This window comes from Thalassovita taeanensis (assembly GCF_900110775.1).
In the GTDB taxonomy this organism is placed as follows: Bacteria; Pseudomonadota; Alphaproteobacteria; order Rhodobacterales; family Rhodobacteraceae; genus Litorimicrobium; species Litorimicrobium taeanense.
This window is the reverse complement of sequence record NZ_FOEP01000001.1, coordinates 471,807-491,229: the sequence shown is the minus strand read 5'-3', so window position 1 is coordinate 491,229 and position 19,423 is coordinate 471,807. Positions and strand designations below refer to the sequence as shown.

18 protein-coding genes are annotated in these 19,423 nt (G+C 61.3%); 14 read left to right on the top strand and 4 right to left on the bottom strand.

Annotation, left to right across the window (positions count from 1 at the left end; translation table 11 throughout):
* The first annotated feature begins 11 nt into the window (after positions 1-11).
* The 11 genes from uppS to lpxB all read left to right on the top strand — a co-directional run bounded on the left by uppS (position 12) and on the right by lpxB (position 10,643).
* Positions 12-737, top strand: coding sequence for a polyprenyl diphosphate synthase (gene uppS, locus BSF79_RS02260; protein WP_090267731.1), 726 nt, complete (start codon positions 12-14; stop codon positions 735-737).
* Positions 734-1,525: a phosphatidate cytidylyltransferase gene (locus BSF79_RS02255; protein WP_090267729.1), complete on the top strand. Its 792-nt coding sequence runs from the start codon at positions 734-736 to the stop codon at positions 1,523-1,525. The genes uppS and BSF79_RS02255 overlap by 4 nt, the downstream gene beginning before the upstream one ends.
* Positions 1,522-2,706, top strand: a complete 1,185-nt coding sequence (dxr, locus tag BSF79_RS02250; protein ID WP_090267726.1) for a 1-deoxy-D-xylulose-5-phosphate reductoisomerase — start codon at positions 1,522-1,524, stop codon at positions 2,704-2,706. Before BSF79_RS02255 ends, dxr begins: the two co-directional genes overlap by 4 nt.
* Before the next feature lie 15 nt (positions 2,707-2,721).
* Positions 2,722-4,065 (top strand): RIP metalloprotease RseP, encoded by a 1,344-nt coding sequence (gene rseP, locus BSF79_RS02245; RefSeq protein ID WP_090267724.1) that lies wholly within the window; start codon positions 2,722-2,724, stop codon positions 4,063-4,065.
* Between the two features lie 100 nt (positions 4,066-4,165).
* Complete coding sequence (locus tag BSF79_RS20175) at positions 4,166-4,291, top strand: hypothetical protein (RefSeq protein WP_281248620.1); 126 nt, start codon at positions 4,166-4,168, stop codon at positions 4,289-4,291.
* A 126-nt stretch (positions 4,292-4,417) separates the two neighbouring features.
* Positions 4,418-6,772 (top strand): outer membrane protein assembly factor BamA, encoded by a 2,355-nt coding sequence (bamA, locus tag BSF79_RS02240; protein WP_090267722.1) that lies wholly within the window; start codon positions 4,418-4,420, stop codon positions 6,770-6,772.
* The gene (locus BSF79_RS02235; protein WP_175545235.1) at positions 6,772-7,347 is read left to right on the top strand and encodes an OmpH/Skp family outer membrane protein; all 576 of its coding nucleotides are present in this window, start codon (positions 6,772-6,774) and stop codon (positions 7,345-7,347) included. The genes bamA and BSF79_RS02235 overlap by 1 nt, the downstream gene beginning before the upstream one ends.
* Positions 7,348-7,423: 76 nt before the next feature.
* Entirely contained in the window at positions 7,424-7,888 is a 465-nt protein-coding gene (fabZ, locus tag BSF79_RS02230) for a 3-hydroxyacyl-ACP dehydratase FabZ (RefSeq protein WP_090267720.1), read from the top strand.
* A 6-nt stretch (positions 7,889-7,894) separates the two neighbouring features.
* The gene (gene lpxA / locus BSF79_RS02225; RefSeq protein ID WP_090267718.1) at positions 7,895-8,683 is read left to right on the top strand and encodes an acyl-ACP--UDP-N-acetylglucosamine O-acyltransferase; all 789 of its coding nucleotides are present in this window, start codon (positions 7,895-7,897) and stop codon (positions 8,681-8,683) included.
* A complete protein-coding gene (locus BSF79_RS02220; protein WP_090267716.1) occupies positions 8,683-9,486 on the top strand; it encodes an LpxI family protein in 804 nt (267 codons plus the stop codon). The genes lpxA and BSF79_RS02220 overlap by 1 nt, the downstream gene beginning before the upstream one ends.
* Positions 9,486-10,643, top strand: a complete 1,158-nt coding sequence (gene lpxB / locus BSF79_RS02215; RefSeq protein ID WP_090267714.1) for a lipid-A-disaccharide synthase — start codon at positions 9,486-9,488, stop codon at positions 10,641-10,643. Before BSF79_RS02220 ends, lpxB begins: the two co-directional genes overlap by 1 nt.
* A gap of 3 nt (positions 10,644-10,646) precedes the next feature.
* Here lpxB and BSF79_RS02210 read toward each other — a convergent pair whose 3' ends face one another.
* On the bottom strand, positions 10,647-11,264 hold the full coding sequence (locus BSF79_RS02210) for a thiamine phosphate synthase (RefSeq protein WP_090267710.1): 618 nt from the start codon (positions 11,262-11,264) through the stop codon (positions 10,647-10,649).
* A gap of 192 nt (positions 11,265-11,456) precedes the next feature.
* On the opposite strand from BSF79_RS02210, the gene BSF79_RS02205 reads away from it, so the two are divergent.
* The 3 genes from BSF79_RS02205 to BSF79_RS02195 all read left to right on the top strand — a co-directional run bounded on the left by BSF79_RS02205 (position 11,457) and on the right by BSF79_RS02195 (position 14,923).
* Positions 11,457-12,197, top strand: a complete 741-nt coding sequence (locus BSF79_RS02205; RefSeq protein WP_090267707.1) for an RNA methyltransferase — start codon at positions 11,457-11,459, stop codon at positions 12,195-12,197.
* 106 nt (positions 12,198-12,303) lie between these two features.
* On the top strand, positions 12,304-13,446 hold the full coding sequence (ctaA, locus tag BSF79_RS02200) for a heme A synthase (RefSeq protein ID WP_090267704.1): 1,143 nt from the start codon (positions 12,304-12,306) through the stop codon (positions 13,444-13,446).
* Between the two features lies 1 nt (position 13,447).
* Entirely contained in the window at positions 13,448-14,923 is a 1,476-nt protein-coding gene (locus BSF79_RS02195; RefSeq protein ID WP_090267701.1) for a carboxypeptidase M32, read from the top strand.
* Positions 14,924-14,979: 56 nt separating this feature from the next.
* Here the strand turns inward: BSF79_RS02195 and BSF79_RS19420 are convergent, their stop codons facing one another.
* The 3 genes from BSF79_RS19420 to gyrA all read right to left on the bottom strand — a co-directional run bounded on the left by BSF79_RS19420 (position 14,980) and on the right by gyrA (position 19,236).
* Complete coding sequence (locus tag BSF79_RS19420; protein WP_139246370.1) at positions 14,980-15,171, bottom strand: hypothetical protein; 192 nt, start codon at positions 15,169-15,171, stop codon at positions 14,980-14,982.
* A gap of 350 nt (positions 15,172-15,521) precedes the next feature.
* Positions 15,522-16,361, bottom strand: a complete 840-nt coding sequence (locus tag BSF79_RS02185) for a LysR family transcriptional regulator (protein WP_090267883.1) — start codon at positions 16,359-16,361, stop codon at positions 15,522-15,524.
* A gap of 139 nt (positions 16,362-16,500) precedes the next feature.
* Positions 16,501-19,236 carry a DNA gyrase subunit A gene (gyrA, locus tag BSF79_RS02180; RefSeq protein ID WP_090267696.1) on the bottom strand — a complete coding sequence of 912 codons (2,736 nt, stop codon included), beginning with the start codon at positions 19,234-19,236 and terminating at the stop codon, positions 16,501-16,503.
* Positions 19,237-19,423: the final 187 nt, after the last annotated feature.

Here is a 19,423-nt window from a genome sequence, read left to right as displayed (position 1 = left end):
GGCCCGCCACAATGGCCGCCGATACTGCACAGGGAACAGGCCCGCGTCATGTTGCCATCATCATGGATGGCAACGGACGCTGGGCACAGGCGCGGGGCCGTCCGCGCCTGTTCGGTCATCATGCCGGGGCCAAAAGAGTGCGCGAAGTCGTGGATGCCTGCCCCGATCTTGGGGTGAAATATGTCACGATCTTTGCCTTCTCGACCGAGAACTGGAAGCGTACGCAGGTTGAAGTGGCCGGGCTGATGAGCCTGTTTCGCCGCTATATCGCCAAGGAAACGCGGGTTTTGTTCGAAGAGGGCGTGCGGGTGCGGTTCATTGGGGATCGGGTCAAGCTGGACGCCAAGCTGATTTCGCTGATGGACGAGCTGGAGCGGATGACGGCGTGCAATGATCGCGTGCATCTGACCATCGCGCTGAATTATGGCGGACGCGACGAGGTGGCCCGCGCCACCAAGCGGCTGGCCGAGGATGTGGCGGCGGGGCGGTTGGACCCGGCCTCGGTCGACGAGGAGACCTTGCCGAAATATCTGGATACCTGCGTGTTGCCCGACCCCGATCTGGTAATACGCACCAGTGGCGAGGCGCGGATTTCAAACTTCCTGCTCTGGCAATCGGCCTATGCGGAATATGAATTCATTGACACGCTTTGGCCGGATTTCACCCGCGACGTTTTTGCCGGTCTGGTGCAGAATTACGGCACGCGGGATCGGCGATTTGGGTCTGTCAAACCATGACCGCGCCGTCAAAATGGGATGATCTGAGGCCAAGGGTTCTGTCTGCTGTCGCCCTGGTGGCGATTGGCGGGGCGGGGATCTGGCTGGGCGGGACTGCATTTCTTCTCATGATTTCAGTGCTTTGTGGCGTGATGTTGTGGGAGCTGATGCGCATGCTTGCGCCAGAAACTCCAAGCTCGGCACTGAGTGTGGGGCTGTTGGGCGCGGTGGTGGTTGCGGCGGTCGCTTATGTGCCGGTGTCGGCCATTCTACCGATGGTGCTGGCGGTTGCGCTGGTCGGGATGGGGTGGGCCGGAACGAACAAGCTGATCTGGTTGGCCTATGCGCCGGTGATCCTGCTGAGCGGGGTGAGCGCGCTGATCTTGCGGGAAAATCACGGGTTGTTCTGGGTTCTTTGGCTGGTGCTGGTGGTGATTGCCAGCGACGTGGCGGGATATTTCGCCGGGCGGATGATCGGTGGTCCGAAGTTCTGGCCCCGCGTCAGCCCCAAAAAAACCTGGTCGGGCACGATTGCAGGCTGGGGTGGTGCGGCGTTGGTCGGGGCGTGGTTCATGGCCAACAGCGCCGCTGGTCCGGGGTTGATCGCGGTCAGCGTGGGTATGGCGCTGGCGGCACAGCTGGGCGATATCGCTGAAAGCGCGATCAAGCGGCATGCCGGTGTCAAGGACAGCTCGGCGTTGATTCCCGGTCATGGCGGGTTTCTGGACCGGTTCGATGCCATGCTGGGCGCGCTGCTGCTGGCGTTGTTTGCCGGGCTGCTGATGGGCTTTCCGCCGGGGGCTGTATGAGGCGGGTTTCAGTTTTTGGTGCGACGGGGTCAATTGGGCAGAACACGCTGGACCTGATTGCGCGCGCGCCGCAGGAGTATGACGTGGTCGCCCTGACGGGCGGGCGCAACATCGCGCAGCTGGCCGCCGATGCGGTGGCGTTGCGGGCCGATCTTGCGGTGACAGCGCATGAAGAACTGTTGGACGATCTGCGCGCGGCATTGGCGGGCAGCGGTGTTGAGGCAGCAGCCGGGCAGGCCGCGCTGATCGAGGCCGCGACGCGGCCCGCCGATTGGGTGATGTCGGCGATTGTCGGCGCGGCCGGGTTGGCGCCGGGGATCAAGGCGTTGGAGCAGGGCGCCACGCTGGCGCTGGCCAACAAGGAATCGCTGGTGACGGCGGGGCCGTTGCTGATGCAGACGGCGCGCGCGCATGGCGCCACGATCCTGCCGGTGGACAGCGAACATTCGGCGATTTTTCAGGCGCTGGTCGGCGAGGAGATGGCCGCGGTCGAGCGCATCATCATTACCGCCAGCGGCGGCGCGTTCCGCGACTGGCCGATGGAGCGGTTGGCAGGGGCAACGCTGGCCGAGGCATCCGCGCACCCGAATTGGGACATGGGGCAGCGGATCACGATTGACAGCGCTTCGATGTTTAACAAGGCCCTTGAGGTCATTGAAACCAAAGAGTTCTTCGGCGTGAAGCCTGAGCAGATCGAGGTGCTGGTGCATCCTGAGTCCTTGGTGCACGCGCTGGTCGGGTTCCGCGATGGGGCGCTGATGGCCCATGTCGGCCCGCCGGATATGCGCCATGCGATCGGCTATGCGTTGCACTGGCCCGAACGGCGTGCGTTGCCGGTGGAGCGGCTGGATCTGGCGCAGATCGGACGCTTGAGCTTCTGCGCGCCCGATCCGGCACGGTATCCGGCGTTGCGGCTGGCACAGCAGGTGATGGCGCAGGGCGGGATGTCGGGCGCGATTTTCAACGCGGCCAAGGAACGGGCGTTGGATCATTTCATCGCCGGGCGCATCGGGTTTCTGGACATGGCGCGGGTGGTCGAGGCCGTTCTGACGCAAATGTCATCCGACCTTAGCCTTCTCAATGCCGCGATTAGCCTTGATAACGTGGGTGAAACTGACCATCTGGCCCGTATAAGGGCTGACGAGGCCCTGCGTGGCCTCATGCAACAAAGCCAGACATAAAGCTAGGACAGGCATTTGGATATTTTTTCATTAATTCCCGAAGTTGGCGGATTTCTTACGACCGCGCTGGCCTTTGTGGTGGCTTTGTCGGTGATCGTCGCCGTGCATGAATATGGGCACTATATCGTTGGGCGCTGGTCCGGGATCCGGGCCGAGGTGTTTTCGCTGGGGTTCGGGCCGGTGCTGTTCTCGCGGATGGACAAGCGCGGCACGCGTTGGCAGTTCGCGCTGTTGCCGTTTGGCGGCTATGTGAAGTTTCTGGGCGATGCGGATGCGGCCTCGGCGGGTAAGGACGGCGCGGCGATGCAGGCGCTGTCGAGCGAAGAGTTGCGCCACACGATGCATGGTGCGCCGCTTTGGGCGCGCACGGCGACCGTGGCAGCGGGGCCGGTGTTCAACTTCATTCTGTCGATTGCAGTGTTCACAACCATCGGGTTGAGCAGTGGCGTGGTCACTGAACCGCTGACCGTTGGCGCGCTGCGCCCGATGCCGTTCGAGACCGCGTTGCGGCCGGGCGATGAGGTTATCGCCATCGCGGGGCAGGATCTGCCGGATTATGCCGGGGGTGACTTCAGCGATTTTCTTGATGCGATTCCGGTGGAACCGCAGTTGGAGTATGTCGTGCGTCGCGACGGGACCGAGATGACGGTCAAAGGGCCGTACCCGATGGCGCCCGCGATTTCGCAGCTTGCGCCGCAATCGGCGGCCTATGAGATCGGGCTGAAGATTGACGACGTGATCACCGCCGTGGATGGCACGCCGATCTTTGCGTTTGATCAGCTGAAGGATGCGGTTCTGGCGGCAGAGGGGCAGCCGCTGTTGCTGACGGTCTGGCGCGCAGGCGAGATGATGGAATTTACGCTGACGCCGCGCCCGATGGACGAGCCGCAGGAGGATGGCGGGTTTGAAACCAACTGGCGGATCGGGATTATGGGTGGGCTGGCGTTTGAGCCGGCGACCGAGGCCCCCGGTCTGGGGCAGGCGCTGTGGGGCGGCGTCAGCATGACGTGGAACATCGTCAAAAGCTCGGTCTCGGGGCTGTATCATATGATCAGCGGCGCGATTAGCACCTGCAATATGTCCGGCCCGTTGGGCATTGCGCAGGTTTCGGGCGCGATGGCCAGCCAGGGCACGCAGAGCTTTGTCTATTTCATCGGGGTGCTGTCGGCGGCGGTGGGGCTGTTGAACCTGTTCCCGGTGCCGGTTCTGGATGGCGGGCATCTGACGTTTTACGCTTTTGAGGCGGTTACCGGTCGGCCGCCCAGCGAAAAAGCGCTGCGCATTCTGATGACGGTGGGGCTGACGCTGATCCTGTCGATGATGGCATTCGCGCTGTTTAACGATCTGTTTTGCCCGTAATCGCGGGAATTCCGAGACGAAATCTGTTGTTGCGCCCAACTCCCGCCACATTCTCTGCTTAAGGTTGTGTGCGACGACAGAATTTTCGAAAGACGGAACAATGCAGACACTAACGAGCGGATATCGCGGACTTGGGCTTTTGGTTTTGTTGAACTGGGACCGCATCTTGGTTGTTGGCATGGTCGGCATCGCCATGGCTGCAGGGGCACACCTGCGCAGTTTCTGATGATCGCAGCCACTTGCCCGATTTGACACACCCGCCCCGGTTTCGTGGCGGGTGTTTGCGCTTTTGACAACACGAGGCAATCCCGTTAGTCAGACAAGTAGTGTGATGTCTGACTGGGTTGACCGAATGAACAATAATACGGGGGGTCGGCGCGTGCGCCATGCCGCAATCACAAACAGTCTGCGCCAGACCGGTGCAGCGATTTTCCTTTGTGCGACAACGGCGTTGGTCTCTTTGCCAACGGATGCCGCAGCGCAAAGCTATCGTTTCAACACGGTCTCGATTGAGGGCAACCAGCGGATCGAGGCGGGCACAATTCTGAGCTATGCGGGAATCGCCCGTGGAAAAACGGTTTCGGCAGCAGAGTTGAATGCGGCCTATCAGCGTATTGTCGCCAGCGGATTGTTCGAGTCGGTCGAGATCGAGCCGCGCGGTGGCAAGCTGGTTATCGTCGTGCGCGAATTCCCGACGATCAACAAGATCAGCATCGAAGGCAACCGCCGCCTGAAGGATGAGGCGTTGGAGGCGATGATCCAGTCGAAATCCCGTCTGGTGTTCAGCCCGACCGTGGCCGAACGTGATGCCGCAAGTATTGCTGAAGCCTATAATCAGGCGGGCCGGTTGTCGGCCACGGTGACCCCGCGGATCATCCGACGCAGCGATAATCGCGTGGATCTGGTGTTTGAAATCTTCGAAGGTGGCATTACCGAGATTGAACGCCTGAGCTTTGTCGGCAACGAAAAATATTCTGATGGCCGCCTGCGCCGGGTCTTGCAGACCAAGCAGGCCGGTCTGCTGCGGACGCTGATCAAGCGTGACACGCTTGTCGAAGATCGGATCGAGTTCGACAAGCAGGTGCTGCGCGATTTCTATCTGTCGCGCGGGTATGTCGATTTTCGCATCACCGGCGTGAACGCCGAGCTGACCCGCGAGAGGGACGGCTATTACCTGACGATGAACGTGCAGGAAGGGCAGCAGTTCCGTTTTGGCGAAATCTCGGCCTCGAGCGAATTGGCGGATGTGGATTCTGACGAGTTCATGGCCGCGCTGAAGGTGAAGCCGGGCGTGATCTATTCGCCGACGATCGTTGAAAACTCGATCGCTCGTCTGGAACGGCTTGCCAACAAGAAGGGCCTGAACTTTGTGCGGGTCGAGCCGCGCATCACCCGCAATGATCGCGATCTGACGCTGGATGTGGAGTTCGTGCTGTCGCGCGGGCCGCGCGTTTTTGTCGAGCGGATCGATATCGAGGGCAACACGACGACAATGGATCAGGTGATCCGGCGTCAGTTCAAGATCGTCGAGGGCGATCCGTTCAACCCGCGTGAGATCCGTGAAAGCGCAGAGCGCATCCGTGCGCTTGGCTTCTTTAGCGCATCCGATGTGAAGGCGCGCGAAGGGTCAAGCCCGGACCGGGTCATCGTGGGGGTCAACGTTGAAGAAACCACCACGGGTTCGCTGTCTTTTGGCGGCACCTATTCGACCAACGGCGGTATCGGTTTGGTCGTGAGCTTCAAGGAAGAGAACTTCCTTGGGCGGGGGCAGAAAATTGGCCTGTCATTCTCGGGTGCGGATACCAACCGGGTGTACGGGCTGCGGTTTTCAGAGCCCGCCTTTCTGGGGCGTGATCTGCAATTCGACTTCGACCTGTCCTATCGTGAGACGCAGAGCGATTTTTCAAGCTACGATTCAACAGTTGGTCGGTTCAGCCCCGGCTTTACCTTCCCGGTCAGTGATAACGGTCGTCTTGGCCTGTTTTACAAGGCGGAACGGTTGGATATGCAGGATGGTGGCGATGTTTACGGCGGCATCATCGGCAGCGAGATCGCGCAGGGCGTGCTGTGGAGCAGCGGCATCGGGTATAACTTCAGCTATGACACGCGGCGCACCGGGTTGAATCCCAATGCGGGGGTTCTGTTCCAGTTTGGTCAGGAGTTCACCGGTCTTGGCGGAGATTCCGAATACGTCAAGACAACCGCCAAGGCGGTGGCCCAGACCAAGGTCATGAACGAAGAAATCACGTTGCGCGCCACGGTTGAGGCCGGGGTTCTGAGCATGAACAGCGGCTCTAGCCGTGCGGTTGACCGGTTCCAGATCGGCAACGGCATCATGCGCGGTTTCGAGCCGGACGGCATTGGCCCGCGTGAGATCGACGGTGTCACAGGATCGAACGACGCGTTGGGGGGCGACATGTTTGCTGTCGCCCGGTTCGAGGCGGAATTCCCGCTGGGCCTGCCTGAGGAATACGGTATTTCGGGCGGTGTGTTCTATGATGTCGGCTCGCTTTGGGGCTTGGGTGACACAAGCACGGCCAGCGGCACGGTGTTGTATGAAGGTTTCAACGCCCGCCATGTGCTTGGCCTGTCCCTGTTCTGGACCACGCCGGTGGGGCCGTTGCGGTTCAACTGGACCAAGGCGCTGAAGAAAGAGGACGAGGATCTGGAGCAGACCTTCAACCTGACGATCTCGACCGAGTTCTGATGACTGGGGCTTTGGGGCGTGGTCTGCGCGTCGTCGGCCTGTGGGCGCTGATGGCGTTGGCCGCGCCAGTCGCGGCGCAGGAAACGCAGGGCATGCGCAGCCCGGTTCTGACGATAGATTCCGAGCGTCTGTTCGCTGACTCGGCCTTTGGCAAGCGCGTCGCCGAGGAGTTCGAGGCCGAAGGCAGAGTGCTGGAAGCCGAAAACCGGCGCATCGAAGGTGAGCTGATCGAGGAAGAAAAGCGCCTGACCAATCAGCGCCCGCAGATGACGCCCGAAGCTTTTCGAAAGCTGGCGGATGCGTTCGATGCAAAGGTGCAGAAGATCCGCGCTGAACAGAATGCCAAAACGCGGGCGCTGACCCAGCAAACCGATCTGGCGCAGCTGCAATTTCTGACGGCGGTGCGCCCAGAGTTGGAAGGTCTGATGGCCGATGCGGGGGCCGCATTGATTGTCGAGCGCCGCAGCGTTTTTCTGAGTGCGCGCATCATTGACGTAACAGAAGAGGCGGTTGCGCGGATTGATGCGGCGATCGGTGATGGCAGCGGTCTGCCAGACCCCAAACCGCAAGAGTAGCCCGCTTGCTCCGGCTGCGCCTTATTGCTAGGGGTCAACGCCAGTCGAGACGCTTCGGCCAGAAAGGGAAAGACCAATGACAGAGCAGCTGCTGACAGCGGACATCGGAATGATCCAACGTATTATTCCACATCGCTATCCGTTTCTTCTGATTGACAAGGTTGTGGATATTGATGGCTGTGTCTCGGCGCGGGGGATCAAGAACGTGACCATGAACGAGCCGCATTTTCAGGGCCATTTCCCCGGCAAACCGATCATGCCCGGTGTGACGATCATCGAGGCGATGGCGCAGACCGCTGCCGTGATGGTGGGGGCCGCGCTGGATATGGCCGACAAGAATATGCTGGTGTATTTCATGGCGATCGACAAGGCCAAGTTCCGCCGTATGGTGGTGCCGGGCGATGTGCTGGAGATGCAGCTGACGACCCTGCGCGGCAAACCCGGTGCGAAGGTCTGGAAGTTTGGCGGCGTGGCCACGGTCGAGGGCGACATGGCGGCCGAGGCCGAGTTTACCGCGATGATGGACCTGCCCAAGGAGTAAGCGCCGATGAGCACCAACATACATCCTTCTGCGATCATCGAGGCCGGTGCTCAGCTGGGCGCGGGGTGCCGTGTCGGCCCGTTCTGCCTTGTTGGGGCGGACGTGGTTCTGGGTGACCGGGTCGAGCTGAAAAGCCATGTGGTTGTGACCGGCCAAACCGTGATCGGTGACGATACGGTGATCTTTCCCTTCGCGTGTATTGGCGAGATCCCGCAGGATCTGAAATTCCGCGGCGAGCAGACTCGGCTGGAAGTGGGGCGGCGCAACCGTATCCGCGAACATGTGACGATGAATGCAGGCACCGAAGGCGGTGGCGGGCTGACCAAAGTTGGCGATGACGGGCTGTTCATGGCGGGCAGTCATGTGGCGCATGATGTGATGCTGGGGGACCGGGTTGTTGTGGTGAACAACGCGGCGCTGGCGGGGCATTGTGTGATTGGCGATGATGTGATCATCGGCGGGCTGTCGGGCGTGCATCAATGGGTGCGGATCGGGCAGGGCGCGATCATCGGCGCGGTCACGATGGTGACGGCGGATGTCATTCCTTACGGTCTGGTGCAGGCCTCGCGCGGCGAGCTGGACGGGCTGAACCTGGTTGGGTTGAAGCGGCGCGGCGTGGCGCGGGCGGATATTACGGCACTGCGCGATGCGATGAAGCGGCTGGCCAGCGGTGAAGGCGCGTTTCAAGAGCGCGCGCGCGCCTTGGGCGAGGAAACCGACAGTGCCTATGTGCGCCAGATCGTTGAGTTTATCACCGGCAGCAGCGATCGGTCGTTCCTGACCCCGCGGAGCTGATGGCGGGGCGTTTGGCCATTCTGGCGGGCAGTGGCGCGTTGCCCGCCGAGATTGCGGCAGCGCAGCCAGAGGCGCTGTGCGTGGCGTTTGACGGCGTCGCCCATCAGGTGCCCGGCGCGGTTGTGCACCAGTTCGAGGCGTTGGGCGCGGTGTTCGACGATCTGCGTGCGCAGGGCGTGGGGCAGGTGGTGCTTGCGGGATCCATGGCGCGGCCGCCTTTGGACCCGGCGAAGTTTGATCCGGTGATGTTGGCGCTGGCGCCGCGTTTGCTGGCGGCGATGCAGGGTGGCGATGACACGTTGCTGCGGTTGGTGATCACGATTTTCGAAGAGCAAGGGTTTGACGTTCTGGGCGCGCATGAGGTGTTGCCGGGGCTGACGGCTGAAGAGGGGCTGTCGGTTGGGGCTGCGCCAACTGCGGGCGATCTGGATGATGCGGATCGCGCGGCGGATATTCTGGATGCGCTGGCGCCGGTGGATGTCGGGCAGGGTGCGGTTGTGGCCGGTGGTCTGTGTCTGGGGATCGAGACGATTCAGGGCACCGATGCGTTGCTGGAGTTCGTTGCCAAAACGCCGCCCGCTTTGCGTCGTGGGGCGCGGGGGGTGTTTGTAAAGGCTGCCAAGCGCGGGCAGGATTTGCGGGTCGATATGCCTGCGATCGGCCCCGATACCGTGGCGCGGGTGGCCGCCGCTGATCTTGCCGGGATCGTGGTGCAGGCGGAACATGTTTTGATTCTGGAACGCAAGAGCACCTTGGATGCCATTGAAAAGGCAGGGCTGTTCCTGCTGTCGCGGGTTTTGTAATGAAGGTGTTTGTGATCGCGGGTGAAGCGTCGGGCGATAAGCTGGGCGCGGCTTTGATGGCGGGGCTGTCCAGTCTGACCGAGGTTGAGTTTCTGGGCGTTGGCGGGCCATTGATGCGCGATCAGGGGTTGGACAGCCTGTTCCCGATGGACGAGCTGAGCGTGATGGGAATCGCCGAGATCCTGCCGAAATATCGCCAACTGATGCGGCGGATCAATCAGACGGCGGCGGCGGTTCTGGCGGCGCAGCCGGATGTACTGATCACCATCGACAGCCCCGATTTCTGCCTGCGCGTTGCACGCCGGGTGAAGGCGCAAAGCGCCATTCGCACCGTGCACTATGTGGCACCAACGGTCTGGGCGTGGCGGTCGGGGCGGGCGGCGAAAATGGCGAAGGTCATTGACCATGTGCTGGCGCTGTTCCCGTTCGAGCCACCTTATATGCAGGCCGCAGGGATGGCGTGTGATTTCGTAGGCCACCCAGTGGTGGCCGAGCCGGTGGCAGATGCGGCGGGTGCGCAGGCGTTTCGCGCTGAGCATGGGCTGGGCGATACGCCGGTTCTGCTGGTGCTGCCGGGATCGCGCCGGGGCGAGGTGACGCGGATGACGCCGGTGTTTGGCGCGGCCTTGCAGAAAATTCTGACGGCACGGCCCGATCTGCGGCTGGTGATCCCGACCACGGGCAACGTGACCGAACTGGTGCAGGCGGCTGTGCGCGATTGGCCCGGAGCGCCGATTGTGCTGGACCCGCGCGGGCGCGCGAGTGACGACTATAAACGCGAGAAAGCGCAGGCCTTTGCGGTGGCGGAAGCGGCGCTGGCGACCTCGGGCACGGTCTCGTTGGAGTTGGCGGCGAACGATACGCCGATGGTCATCGCCTATGACATGAGCTGGATGAGCCGTCAGGTTATCAGCCGGATGCTGAAGGTGGACACGGTCACATTGGTCAATCTGGTCAGTGAAACCCGCGTGGTGCCGGAATTCATTGGCGAGAAATGCCGCCCCGAGGCGATCGCGCCCGCGCTGTTGCAGGTGCTGGATGATCCGCAGGCGCAACACGCCGCGATGCGATTGACGATGGAGCGGTTGGGGCGGGGTGGCGAAGCGCCAGGGCTGCGCGCGGCAAAGGCGGTTCTGGACCGTTTGCCGCGCGGCTAAGCCTTAGAAGTTGGATTTCAGCGCGGCAAGGGCGGCGGAGGCATCCTCGGCCTGCCAGATCTCATCGCCGATGCCGAAGAAGTCGGTGAGCGGCGACAGTGTCTGGATCAACTGCGGCGTCAGGGCGCCTTCGGCGACGACGGGCACTTCGATCATTTCCGACCACCACTCGAACACTTCGGTTTCAGCTTTGGTGCCATCGCCCAGTGGCGTGTCGCCCACAGGGCCGAAGCTGACGTAGTCCGCCCCGGCTTCGGCGGCGTTGATGCCTTCGTGCCGCGATGTGCCGCAGAACGCGCCGATGATTGCGTCGTCGCCCAGGGCCTTGCGGGTTTTGCGGATCGAGCGGGCGCCGTCGGTCAGGTGCACGCCGTCAAGCCCAAGCCGTTCCACCATCAGCAGGTGGCTTTCGATCACCAGCGCCACGTCGCGCGCGTGGGTCACTTCGCGCAGCGCGTCGGCGGCGCGGCTGATCCGGTCTTCGTCGCGGGTGGCAAGGCTGAGGCGGACGCAGGCGATCTCGTGCGTGTCCAGAACCGCACCGAGGCGATCAGGGAACTGCGACAGTTCGAACTCGGTCGGGGTGATGAGATAGATCTGTGGCTGCTCGAACTCGGCCATTGCGGGCTCCTGATTTGCGATATCGCGCCGGTATAGCGTGGAAAAACCGGCTTGGCTACGGGGGGCGTATCTGTGCGGGCGTTGGTGGCGGCGGCGGAGGCTGGGGTGAGTATTTGGATCAGAAAGAAGCGCGAGGGGTTGGATTGGCGGGGGGGCTGGCGTATCAGGCGCGCAATGGAATGGAGTAAACCGATGCCAAGCGAAACCCCGCAACCTGCCTTTGTTCTGGTGCGCCCGCAGATGGGCGAGAATATCGGCGGGGCCGCCCGTGCGATGTGGAATTTCGGGCTGGACCGGATGCGGATCGTGGCGCCGCGCGATGGCTGGCCCAATCCGCGTGCAGTGGCGTTGGCCAGCGGCGCGGGGCGGTTGCTGGACGAGGCGGTTTTGTGTGACGATGTCGCCGGAGCGCTGGCGGATTGTTCATTCGTGTTTGCCACCACGGCGCGGGCGCGGGGGCTGACCAAGCCAGTTGTCAGCCCGGAACGCGCGATGGAGATGGCGCGCGAGATGATCGGGCGCGGTGAGAAGGTGGCGGTGATGTTCGGGCCGGAGCGCGCCGGGTTGGAAAACGAGGATGTGGCGCGGGCGAATGCCATTATCTCGGTCCCGGTGAACCCTGAGTTTTTCAGTCTGAACCTGGCGCAATGCGTGTTGCTGACGGCCTATGAGTGGCGGCGGCAATCGGTTGAGGTCGTGGCGGAAACGGTCGATCTGGCCAAGACCGATTGGGCCAGCGGGATCGAGATCGAAAAGCTGGCCGAGCATTATGAAGAGCGGCTGGACGAGGCAGGTTTTTTCTTTCCAGCAGACAAGGCGCCGGGGATGAAGGTGAACCTGCGTAATCTGTGGGGCCGGATGCGGCTGACGCGGGCGGATGTGCAGATGTTGCACGGTATTTTGCGGCAGATTATCCGGCGGCGCGATAGCTGAGCCTTTGGGGGTGCGGAAAAGCGTGCGGAGCGGCAATTGGCCCGGCGCTTGCCCTTGCACGCAGGCGCGGTCGCGCCATAATCTGCGCTGAAACCGGAGGGGCAGCATGAGCCAGAAACGCAGTATCTTTGAAGAGGTTGGGACCCAGACCGCAGAGCAGAAGCCAGCGGTCGGCGGGATGATCGACACGGCCCGGCGCGGTGCGCGCGGGGCGATCCGGGGTTGGCTGGCGGTCTTGTTTGCGCTGGTGGTGGCGATGATTGCGGTGGGTGGGCTGACGCGGCTAACCGACAGCGGGCTGAGCATCACCGAATGGCGCCCGCTGACGGGGGCATTGCCGCCGATGAACGCGGCGGATTGGCAGGCGGAGTTCGCCAAGTATCAGGAGATCCCAGAATTCCAGATGCAGAACAAGTGGATGGATCTGGCTGATTTCAAACAGATTTACTGGTGGGAATGGAGCCATCGGCAGCTGGGTCGGGTGATCGGGCTGGTTTGGGCGCTGGGGTTTGCGGGCTTTGCGCTGGCGCGCAAGGTGCCGGTGGGCTGGACGCGGCGGTTGCTGTTGATCGGTGTCTTGGGCGGAGCTCAGGGCGCCGTCGGTTGGTGGATGGTCAGTTCGGGGCTGAAGGGGTCGATGCTGGATGTGGCAAGTTACCGGTTGGCGGTGCATCTGGGGTTGGCGTTTGTTATTTTGGGGTTCATCGCGTGGTACATGTTCCTGTTGGGCCGCGAAGAGCGCGATCTGATGCAGGCGCGGCGCGGGCGTGAGGCCAAGCTGTTTTCGCTTTCAACCGGCTGGTTGCATTTCGCCTTTCTGCAGATCCTGATCGGGGCGCTTGTGGCGGGGATTGATGCGGGGCGGTCCTATACCGATTGGCCGTTGATGGGCGGGCAGGTTTTGCCGCCCGATCCGTTTATGCTGAGCCCGCTGTGGAGCAACTTCTTTGAAAATCCGGGGTTGGTGCAGTTCATTCACCGCTGTGTCGGCTATGCGCTGTTTGCCTTTGGGATCATGGTGCTCCTGCGTGGACGCAAATCTGCGCATGGGATCACACGGGCCGCATTTGCAGCCGCGTTTATCGCGCTGTGCGCGCAAGTTGCGCTTGGCATTGCGACCGTGATTACCGGCGCGCCGTGGCAGGTGGCGATTGTGCATCAGGTGCTGGCCGTTGTGGTCTGGGTCCTGATTTTGCGGGCGCGGTTCCTGAGCGCCTATCCCAAAGTAACCTCGATCCGTGGAGCATGATATGACAGCCTTTGAACAGTTGATGGCGTTTCAGCGCGAAACCGGGGCCTTGGCGCAAGTCGCGGGGCGGCTGAACTGGGATCAGGAAACGGTGATGCCGCGCGGCGCCGCAGATCAGCGGGCCGAGGAGATGGCGGCGATGGAAAGCGTGTTGCATGCGCGCCGTACCGATCCGCAGGTTGGCGCGTGGCTGGCGGCGGTGGACGATGCGGCGCTGGATCAGGTGGGGCAAGCGCAGATGCGCCATATCCGCCGGTCGTTCGAGCGCACCAACCGGGTGCCTGCTGCGCTGGCGACTGAACTGGCGCGCACCACCAGCCGGGCGCATCTGAAGTGGGCCGAGGCGCGAGCGGACAATGATTTTGCCGGATTTACCCCGTTGCTGAGCAAGGTTCTGGAGCTGAAGCGCGAAGAGGGGGCGGCGCTGGCCGAGGGTGGTGATGTCTATGACGCGCTGCTGGATGACTATGAGCCCGGCGCGAAGGCAACCGATCTTGAGGCGATGTTTGCTGCCCTTCGGCCGCGACTGGTCGCCTTGCGCGCCGCAGCTTTGGACAAGCCCGCCCCCGAGGGTTTGCAGGGGACGTTCGACGAAGGCGCGCAGATGAAGCTGACGCGCCTTTTGGCGAAGACCTTTGGCTATGACATGAGCAAGGGCCGGGTGGACAAGGCGGTGCACCCGTTTTCAAGCGGCTCGGGCAGCGATGTGCGGATCACCACGCGCACCAATCCGAATGATCCGTTCAACTGCTTCTACTCGACCATCCACGAGGTTGGGCATGCGTGTTACGAGCAGAATATCGACGAAGACTATGCGCTGACGCCATTGGGGCAGGGTGTCTCGATGGGGGTGCACGAAAGCCAGAGCCGGATTTACGAAAACCAACTGGGCCGCAGCCGTGCCTTTACGGGCTGGCTGTATGCGCAGATGCGCGATTCCTTTGGAGATTTTGGCATTGCGAGCGAGGATGCGTTCTATGCGGCGGTGAACCGGCTGTCGAACAACTTCATCCGAACCGAGTCGGATGAGGTGCAATACAACCTGCACGTCATGTTGCGGTTCGATCTGGAGCGGGCGCTGATTTCGGGCGATTTGGCGGTGAAGGATCTGGAAAGCGCCTGGAATGACCGCTTTCTGGCGGATTTCGGGTTTGCGGTGGATCAACCGGCGCATGGCTGTTTGCAGGATGTGCACTGGTCCGAGGGGCTGTTTGGTTATTTCCCGACCTATAGCCTTGGCAACGTCTATGCGGGGTGCCTGTATCAGGCGCTTCGCGCGGCGGTTCCGGGTTTGGATGATCAGCTGGCCGAGGGCGATCTGAGCGGGGCAACGGGGTGGCTTTCAGCAAACCTGCAAACTCATGGCGGGTTGTACGAGCCGCGCGATGTGATCGCGCGCGCCAGCGGAATGACCCCATCGGAGGCGCCTTTGCTGAGCTATCTTGAGGAAAAGTTTGGCGGGCTCTACGGTATCTAACCGCCTGGAAAATCGTATAAACATGGCCGTGCCAAGGCACGGTCATGTTTGTTCATTCAGGCATGAAGATCGGGCGAACGGTTGATCATGCGGCGCAGGTCGGAGAATGATCCGCCGCCGAACATCAGCAAAAACAGGCAAACCAAGATCGCAATAGCCATCGTCGGCAGCGATTCCGGCGAGGCGGAAAGATCAACCGTCTGATTGAGGCTGCTCCACGCGAAAAGGGCGGTGCCGATGAAGGCCATGGCCTGTGTCCAGATCCCGAACATCAGCAAGATGTTTGACAGGACCACAACGGAAAAGACAGCCACTGTGAAGGTCGGCAAATCAGAAACCCCCTTCACAGTGACCAAGTCCGCCGGGAGGATTTGAATTGTGGTGTGAAAGCACAGCAGAATGGCGAGTCCGACCCTGAGAATGGCTTGAACGAGGGGAAGGGGAGAAAACATTTTTTGATGCTGCCTTAGCTGTATTCTTCTTTAGGTTTAGTTAGACACACTCATCACGGGCAAACAACATCGAAGAATGCATGCCTGCTATTGCAAAAAAGTCGGATGGTAGGGGCGGCGGTGGGCGGAACATCCCAAAATCTGGGTCAGAGTTGTTCTTGCAGGCCGTGAAACCGGTCTTTGACCCATTGTACCACACATTGCAGAACGGCGTCGGTGCGCCGCGTTTCGTGGAAGCACAGGTAAAAGGTGAATTCGGACGCAGGCACGTCAGGGAAGCAGGGGGCGAGGTCGGGATCGGCGTCGGCTTCCAGGCGTGGCAAGATGCCGGGCAATCGGGTGGAGCGCATGACTTCGTGCACCGCGTCGAATGTGTCCAGCCGGACGCGCGGGGCGGCGGACATCTTCGGCAGTTCCGAGGGGCTTGTGCCACGTTGATCGTAAATCGCGGAAAGCCCGATCCAGCCCTGATCAAGCGGGCTGTCGGGATAGGCGTAATAACCTGTTTTGTAATGCCCCAGCGGGCTGACGACCAAGCGGCCCTGTTCGGGGCGGGCCAAGGTTATGAACAGGTCATTGTCGCCCAGTGAGTCCTGAAAAATGGTGCGGTTGAAGGTCAGCGATATGTCCGGCGCGATGCGCTGAAAATCACCCAGACCGGTAAACAGGACACGGTGCGCAAGGAAAGGCGGGCACCCGATGGTGATCGCACCTTTCAACGGCACACCCGTCGTCAGGGGGGTATTGAGCATCTTTTCGAGTTCATTCTCGAACGCCGTTACGCTGTCGAGCAAATCAAGAATGGCCACATTGGGTGACCATCCGCCCGGCGTTTTGAGAAACAGATCAACCCCCAGGGTTGAGGACAAACGCGCCAGCCTGCGTGATACCGTGGCGGGGTTGGTGCCCAACAGATCGGCGGCCTTGGTCATGCTGCCGGTTTTATGAACGGCAACAAGGTGGCGAAAGTCATCCCAGTTTTTCATGTTCATCCTTCCGAAGAGAGAAAAAAACAGGCACCGGTTTACGGATAGGATACAGGTATAGGTTGAATATTTAGCCTATAGGCTTTGCTGGGGTCGGTCCAGCATTTCCGGCTGCCCCGCGCCGGGGCAGCCGTGTTGCTCAGGCTTCGTCTTCGGGCGCTTCTTCGTCGCCCTGATCGGCGATCCGGGCGACCGAGACCACAAGCTCGCCCTTGCCAGTGTCGAAGACCTTGACCCCGCCAGCGCTGCGCGAGCGGAAGGAAATCCCCTCGACCGGGACGCGGATCGACTGACCCTTGGAGGTGGCGAGCATGATCTGATCGTCAACCTCGACCGGGAAAGAGGCAACAAGGTCGCCGCCGCGCATCGCCTTGTCCATCGCGGCCACGCCCATGCCGCCACGCCCACGCACCGGATAGTCATGGCTGGAGCTGAGCTTGCCTGTGCCCGTTTCCGAGATCGTAAGGATCAGGTTTTCGGCGGCCGACATTTCAACGTACCGTTCGTTCGAGAAGTTCGGATCAGCGGCTACGTCTTCGTCGTCGCTTTCGCCATCATCAGCAAGACCGGCCATGGCGCGGCGCATTTTGAGATAGGCGGCGCGTTCTTCGGACGTGGCGTCGAAGTGGCTGATCACCGACATCGAGACAACTTTGTCATCGCCCGACAGACGGATACCACGCACGCCGGTCGATTTGCGGCCCTTGAAGACCCGCACATCGGTCGACGGAAAGCGGATCGCGCGGCCCGAATTGGTGGTCAGCATCACATCGTCATTCGCATCGCAGATGCGGGCGTTAACCAGCGAGACATCATCGGGCAGGTCCATGGCAATTTTGCCGTTGCGCATCACGTTGGTGAAATCCGACAGCGCATTGCGGCGCACGTCGCCTGCGGAGGTGGCGAAGACGATCTGCAGATCGGCCCATTCCTCTTCGGGGCGATCAACCGGCATGATTGCGGCGATCGAAACACCCGGTGTCATCGGCAGGATATTGACGATGGCCTTGCCCTTGGCGGTGCGGCCCCCCAGCGGCAGGCGCCAGGTTTTCAGTTTATACACCATGCCGTCGGTGGTGAAGAACAGCAGCTGCGTGTGGGTGTTGGCCACAAACAGCGTGGTGACCACGTCTTCGTCCTTGGTGGACATGCCTGCCAAGCCTTTTCCGCCCCGGCGCTGCGCGCGGAAATCGACCAGAGGTGTGCGTTTGATATACCCGCCCGAGGTAATGGTCACGACCATATCCTCGCGTTCGATCAGGTCTTCGTCGTCCATGTCACCGGACCAATCGACGATCTCGGTGCGGCGCGGCACGGCGAACTGATCGCGGACTTCGCGCAGCTCGTCGGCGATGATGCCCATGATCCGTTCCCGGCTACCGAGAATTTCGAGGTATTCACGGATCTTGCCGGCCAGTTCCTGCAGCTCGTCGGTGACTTCCTTGACACCGATCTGCGTCAGGCGCTGCAGGCGCAGTTCCAGAATGGCGCGGGCCTGTGTTTCGGAGAGGTTATAGGTGCCGTCGTCATGGACCTTGTGGGTCGGATCGTCGATCAGCTTGATGTATTCGATGATCTCATGCGCGGGCCAGCGGCGGGTCATCAGTTTTTCGCGCGCGTCCGCCGCATCGGCAGAGGCGCGGATGGTGGCGACGATTTCATCGACGTTGCTGACGGCGACGGCCAGGCCACACAGGATATGGCTGCGTTCGCGGGCCTTGCGCAGCTCGTAAGCGGTGCGGCGGGCGACAACGTCTTCGCGGAAGTCGATGAAGCAGGTCAGGAAGCGGCGCAGCGTCAGCTGTTCCGGGCGCCCCCCGTTCAGTGCCAGCATGTTGCAGCCGAAATAGACCTGCATCGGGGTGAAGCGGAACAGTTGGTTCAGCACCACTTCGGGGGTGGCATCGCGCTTGAGCTCGATCACCACACGCACGCCGTTGCGGTCGGATTCGTCCTGAACATGGGCGATGTTTTCGATCTTTTTCTCGCGCACCTGTTCGGCGATCTTCTCGATCATGCTGGCCTTGTTGACCTGATAGGGAATCTCGTCGATGACGATGGCATAGCGGTCTTTGCGGATCTCTTCGACGCGGGTTTTGGCGCGGATGATGACGCTGCCGCGGCCTTCGAGATAGGCTTTGCGCGCGCCGGTGCGGCCCAGCATGATGCCGCCAGTGGGAAAATCGGGGCCGGGCACATAGTCGATCAGCTCTTCGCTGGTCAGGTCGGGTTCGTCGATCAGCGCCAGCGTGGCATTGATGACTTCGCCCAGATTGTGCGGCGGAATGTTGGTGGCCATGCCGACGGCAATACCGCCCGCACCATTGACCAGCATGTTGGGAAAGCGCGCGGGCAGAACGGTTGGCTCGCGGTCTTTGCCATCGTAGTTGTCTTGGAAATCAACAGTTTCCTTGTCGATATCGGCAAGCAGGAAGGCGGCAGGTTTGTCCATCCGCACTTCGGTATAACGCATCGCGGCTGCGTTATCGCCATCCATCGAGCCGAAGTTGCCCTGACCGTCCAGAAGGGGCAGCGACATCGAGAAATTCTGAGCCATCCGCACCAGTGCGTCATAGATCGCGCTGTCGCCGTGCGGGTGGTATTTACCCATCACATCGCCGACGGGGCGGGCCGACTTGCGATAGCTTTTGTCATGCGTGTTGTTGGTCTCGTGCATGGCATAAAGGATGCGCCGGTGAACCGGTTTCAACCCGTCGCGCAGGTCGGGAATGGCGCGGCTGACGATCACGCTCATGGCGTAGTCGAGATAGGATGTTTTCATCTCGTCCGTGATCGACACGGTGGGGCCGCTGTAGGCGGGCCGTGCAATTGGGTTTTCGTCTTCGTTTTCAGGGGTTTCTGGCGTGTCGTTCACGTGGTCTAACCGCTCTGCTCTGAGTGTCTATATTTTGTTACACTCTTATAACAGAGCCACGATATGGGGTGCAATGGTTGTGGTCCTTGCTGGCTGCTTGTTGCCGCGAAGATATGCTAGTTATTTGTTTTTATTGCATATTATTTTCGTTACCCGCGAATATTTTTTCTGCTTGGTCAAAACGATT

Coding starts and splice junctions, on each gene's coding strand:
- BSF79_RS02205 (WP_090267707.1), top strand. CDS start 11,457: ATGCCAAGCGAAACCCCGCAACCTGCCTTTGTTCTGGTGCGCCCGCAG.
- fabZ (WP_090267720.1), top strand. CDS start 7,424: ATGACAGAGCAGCTGCTGACAGCGGACATCGGAATGATCCAACGTATT.
- BSF79_RS02220 (WP_090267716.1), top strand. CDS start 8,683: ATGGCGGGGCGTTTGGCCATTCTGGCGGGCAGTGGCGCGTTGCCCGCC.
- BSF79_RS19420 (WP_139246370.1), bottom strand. CDS start 15,171: ATGGCCTTCATCGGCACCGCCCTTTTCGCGTGGAGCAGCCTCAATCAG.
- uppS (WP_090267731.1), top strand. CDS start 12: ATGGCCGCCGATACTGCACAGGGAACAGGCCCGCGTCATGTTGCCATC.
- BSF79_RS02185 (WP_090267883.1), bottom strand. CDS start 16,361: ATGAAAAACTGGGATGACTTTCGCCACCTTGTTGCCGTTCATAAAACC.
- BSF79_RS02255 (WP_090267729.1), top strand. CDS start 734: ATGACCGCGCCGTCAAAATGGGATGATCTGAGGCCAAGGGTTCTGTCT.
- bamA (WP_090267722.1), top strand. CDS start 4,418: ATGAACAATAATACGGGGGGTCGGCGCGTGCGCCATGCCGCAATCACA.
- lpxB (WP_090267714.1), top strand. CDS start 9,486: ATGAAGGTGTTTGTGATCGCGGGTGAAGCGTCGGGCGATAAGCTGGGC.
- BSF79_RS20175 (WP_281248620.1), top strand. CDS start 4,166: ATGCAGACACTAACGAGCGGATATCGCGGACTTGGGCTTTTGGTTTTG.
- BSF79_RS02195 (WP_090267701.1), top strand. CDS start 13,448: ATGACAGCCTTTGAACAGTTGATGGCGTTTCAGCGCGAAACCGGGGCC.
- dxr (WP_090267726.1), top strand. CDS start 1,522: ATGAGGCGGGTTTCAGTTTTTGGTGCGACGGGGTCAATTGGGCAGAAC.
- BSF79_RS02235 (WP_175545235.1), top strand. CDS start 6,772: ATGACTGGGGCTTTGGGGCGTGGTCTGCGCGTCGTCGGCCTGTGGGCG.
- BSF79_RS02210 (WP_090267710.1), bottom strand. CDS start 11,264: ATGGCCGAGTTCGAGCAGCCACAGATCTATCTCATCACCCCGACCGAG.
- lpxA (WP_090267718.1), top strand. CDS start 7,895: ATGAGCACCAACATACATCCTTCTGCGATCATCGAGGCCGGTGCTCAG.
- ctaA (WP_090267704.1), top strand. CDS start 12,304: ATGAGCCAGAAACGCAGTATCTTTGAAGAGGTTGGGACCCAGACCGCA.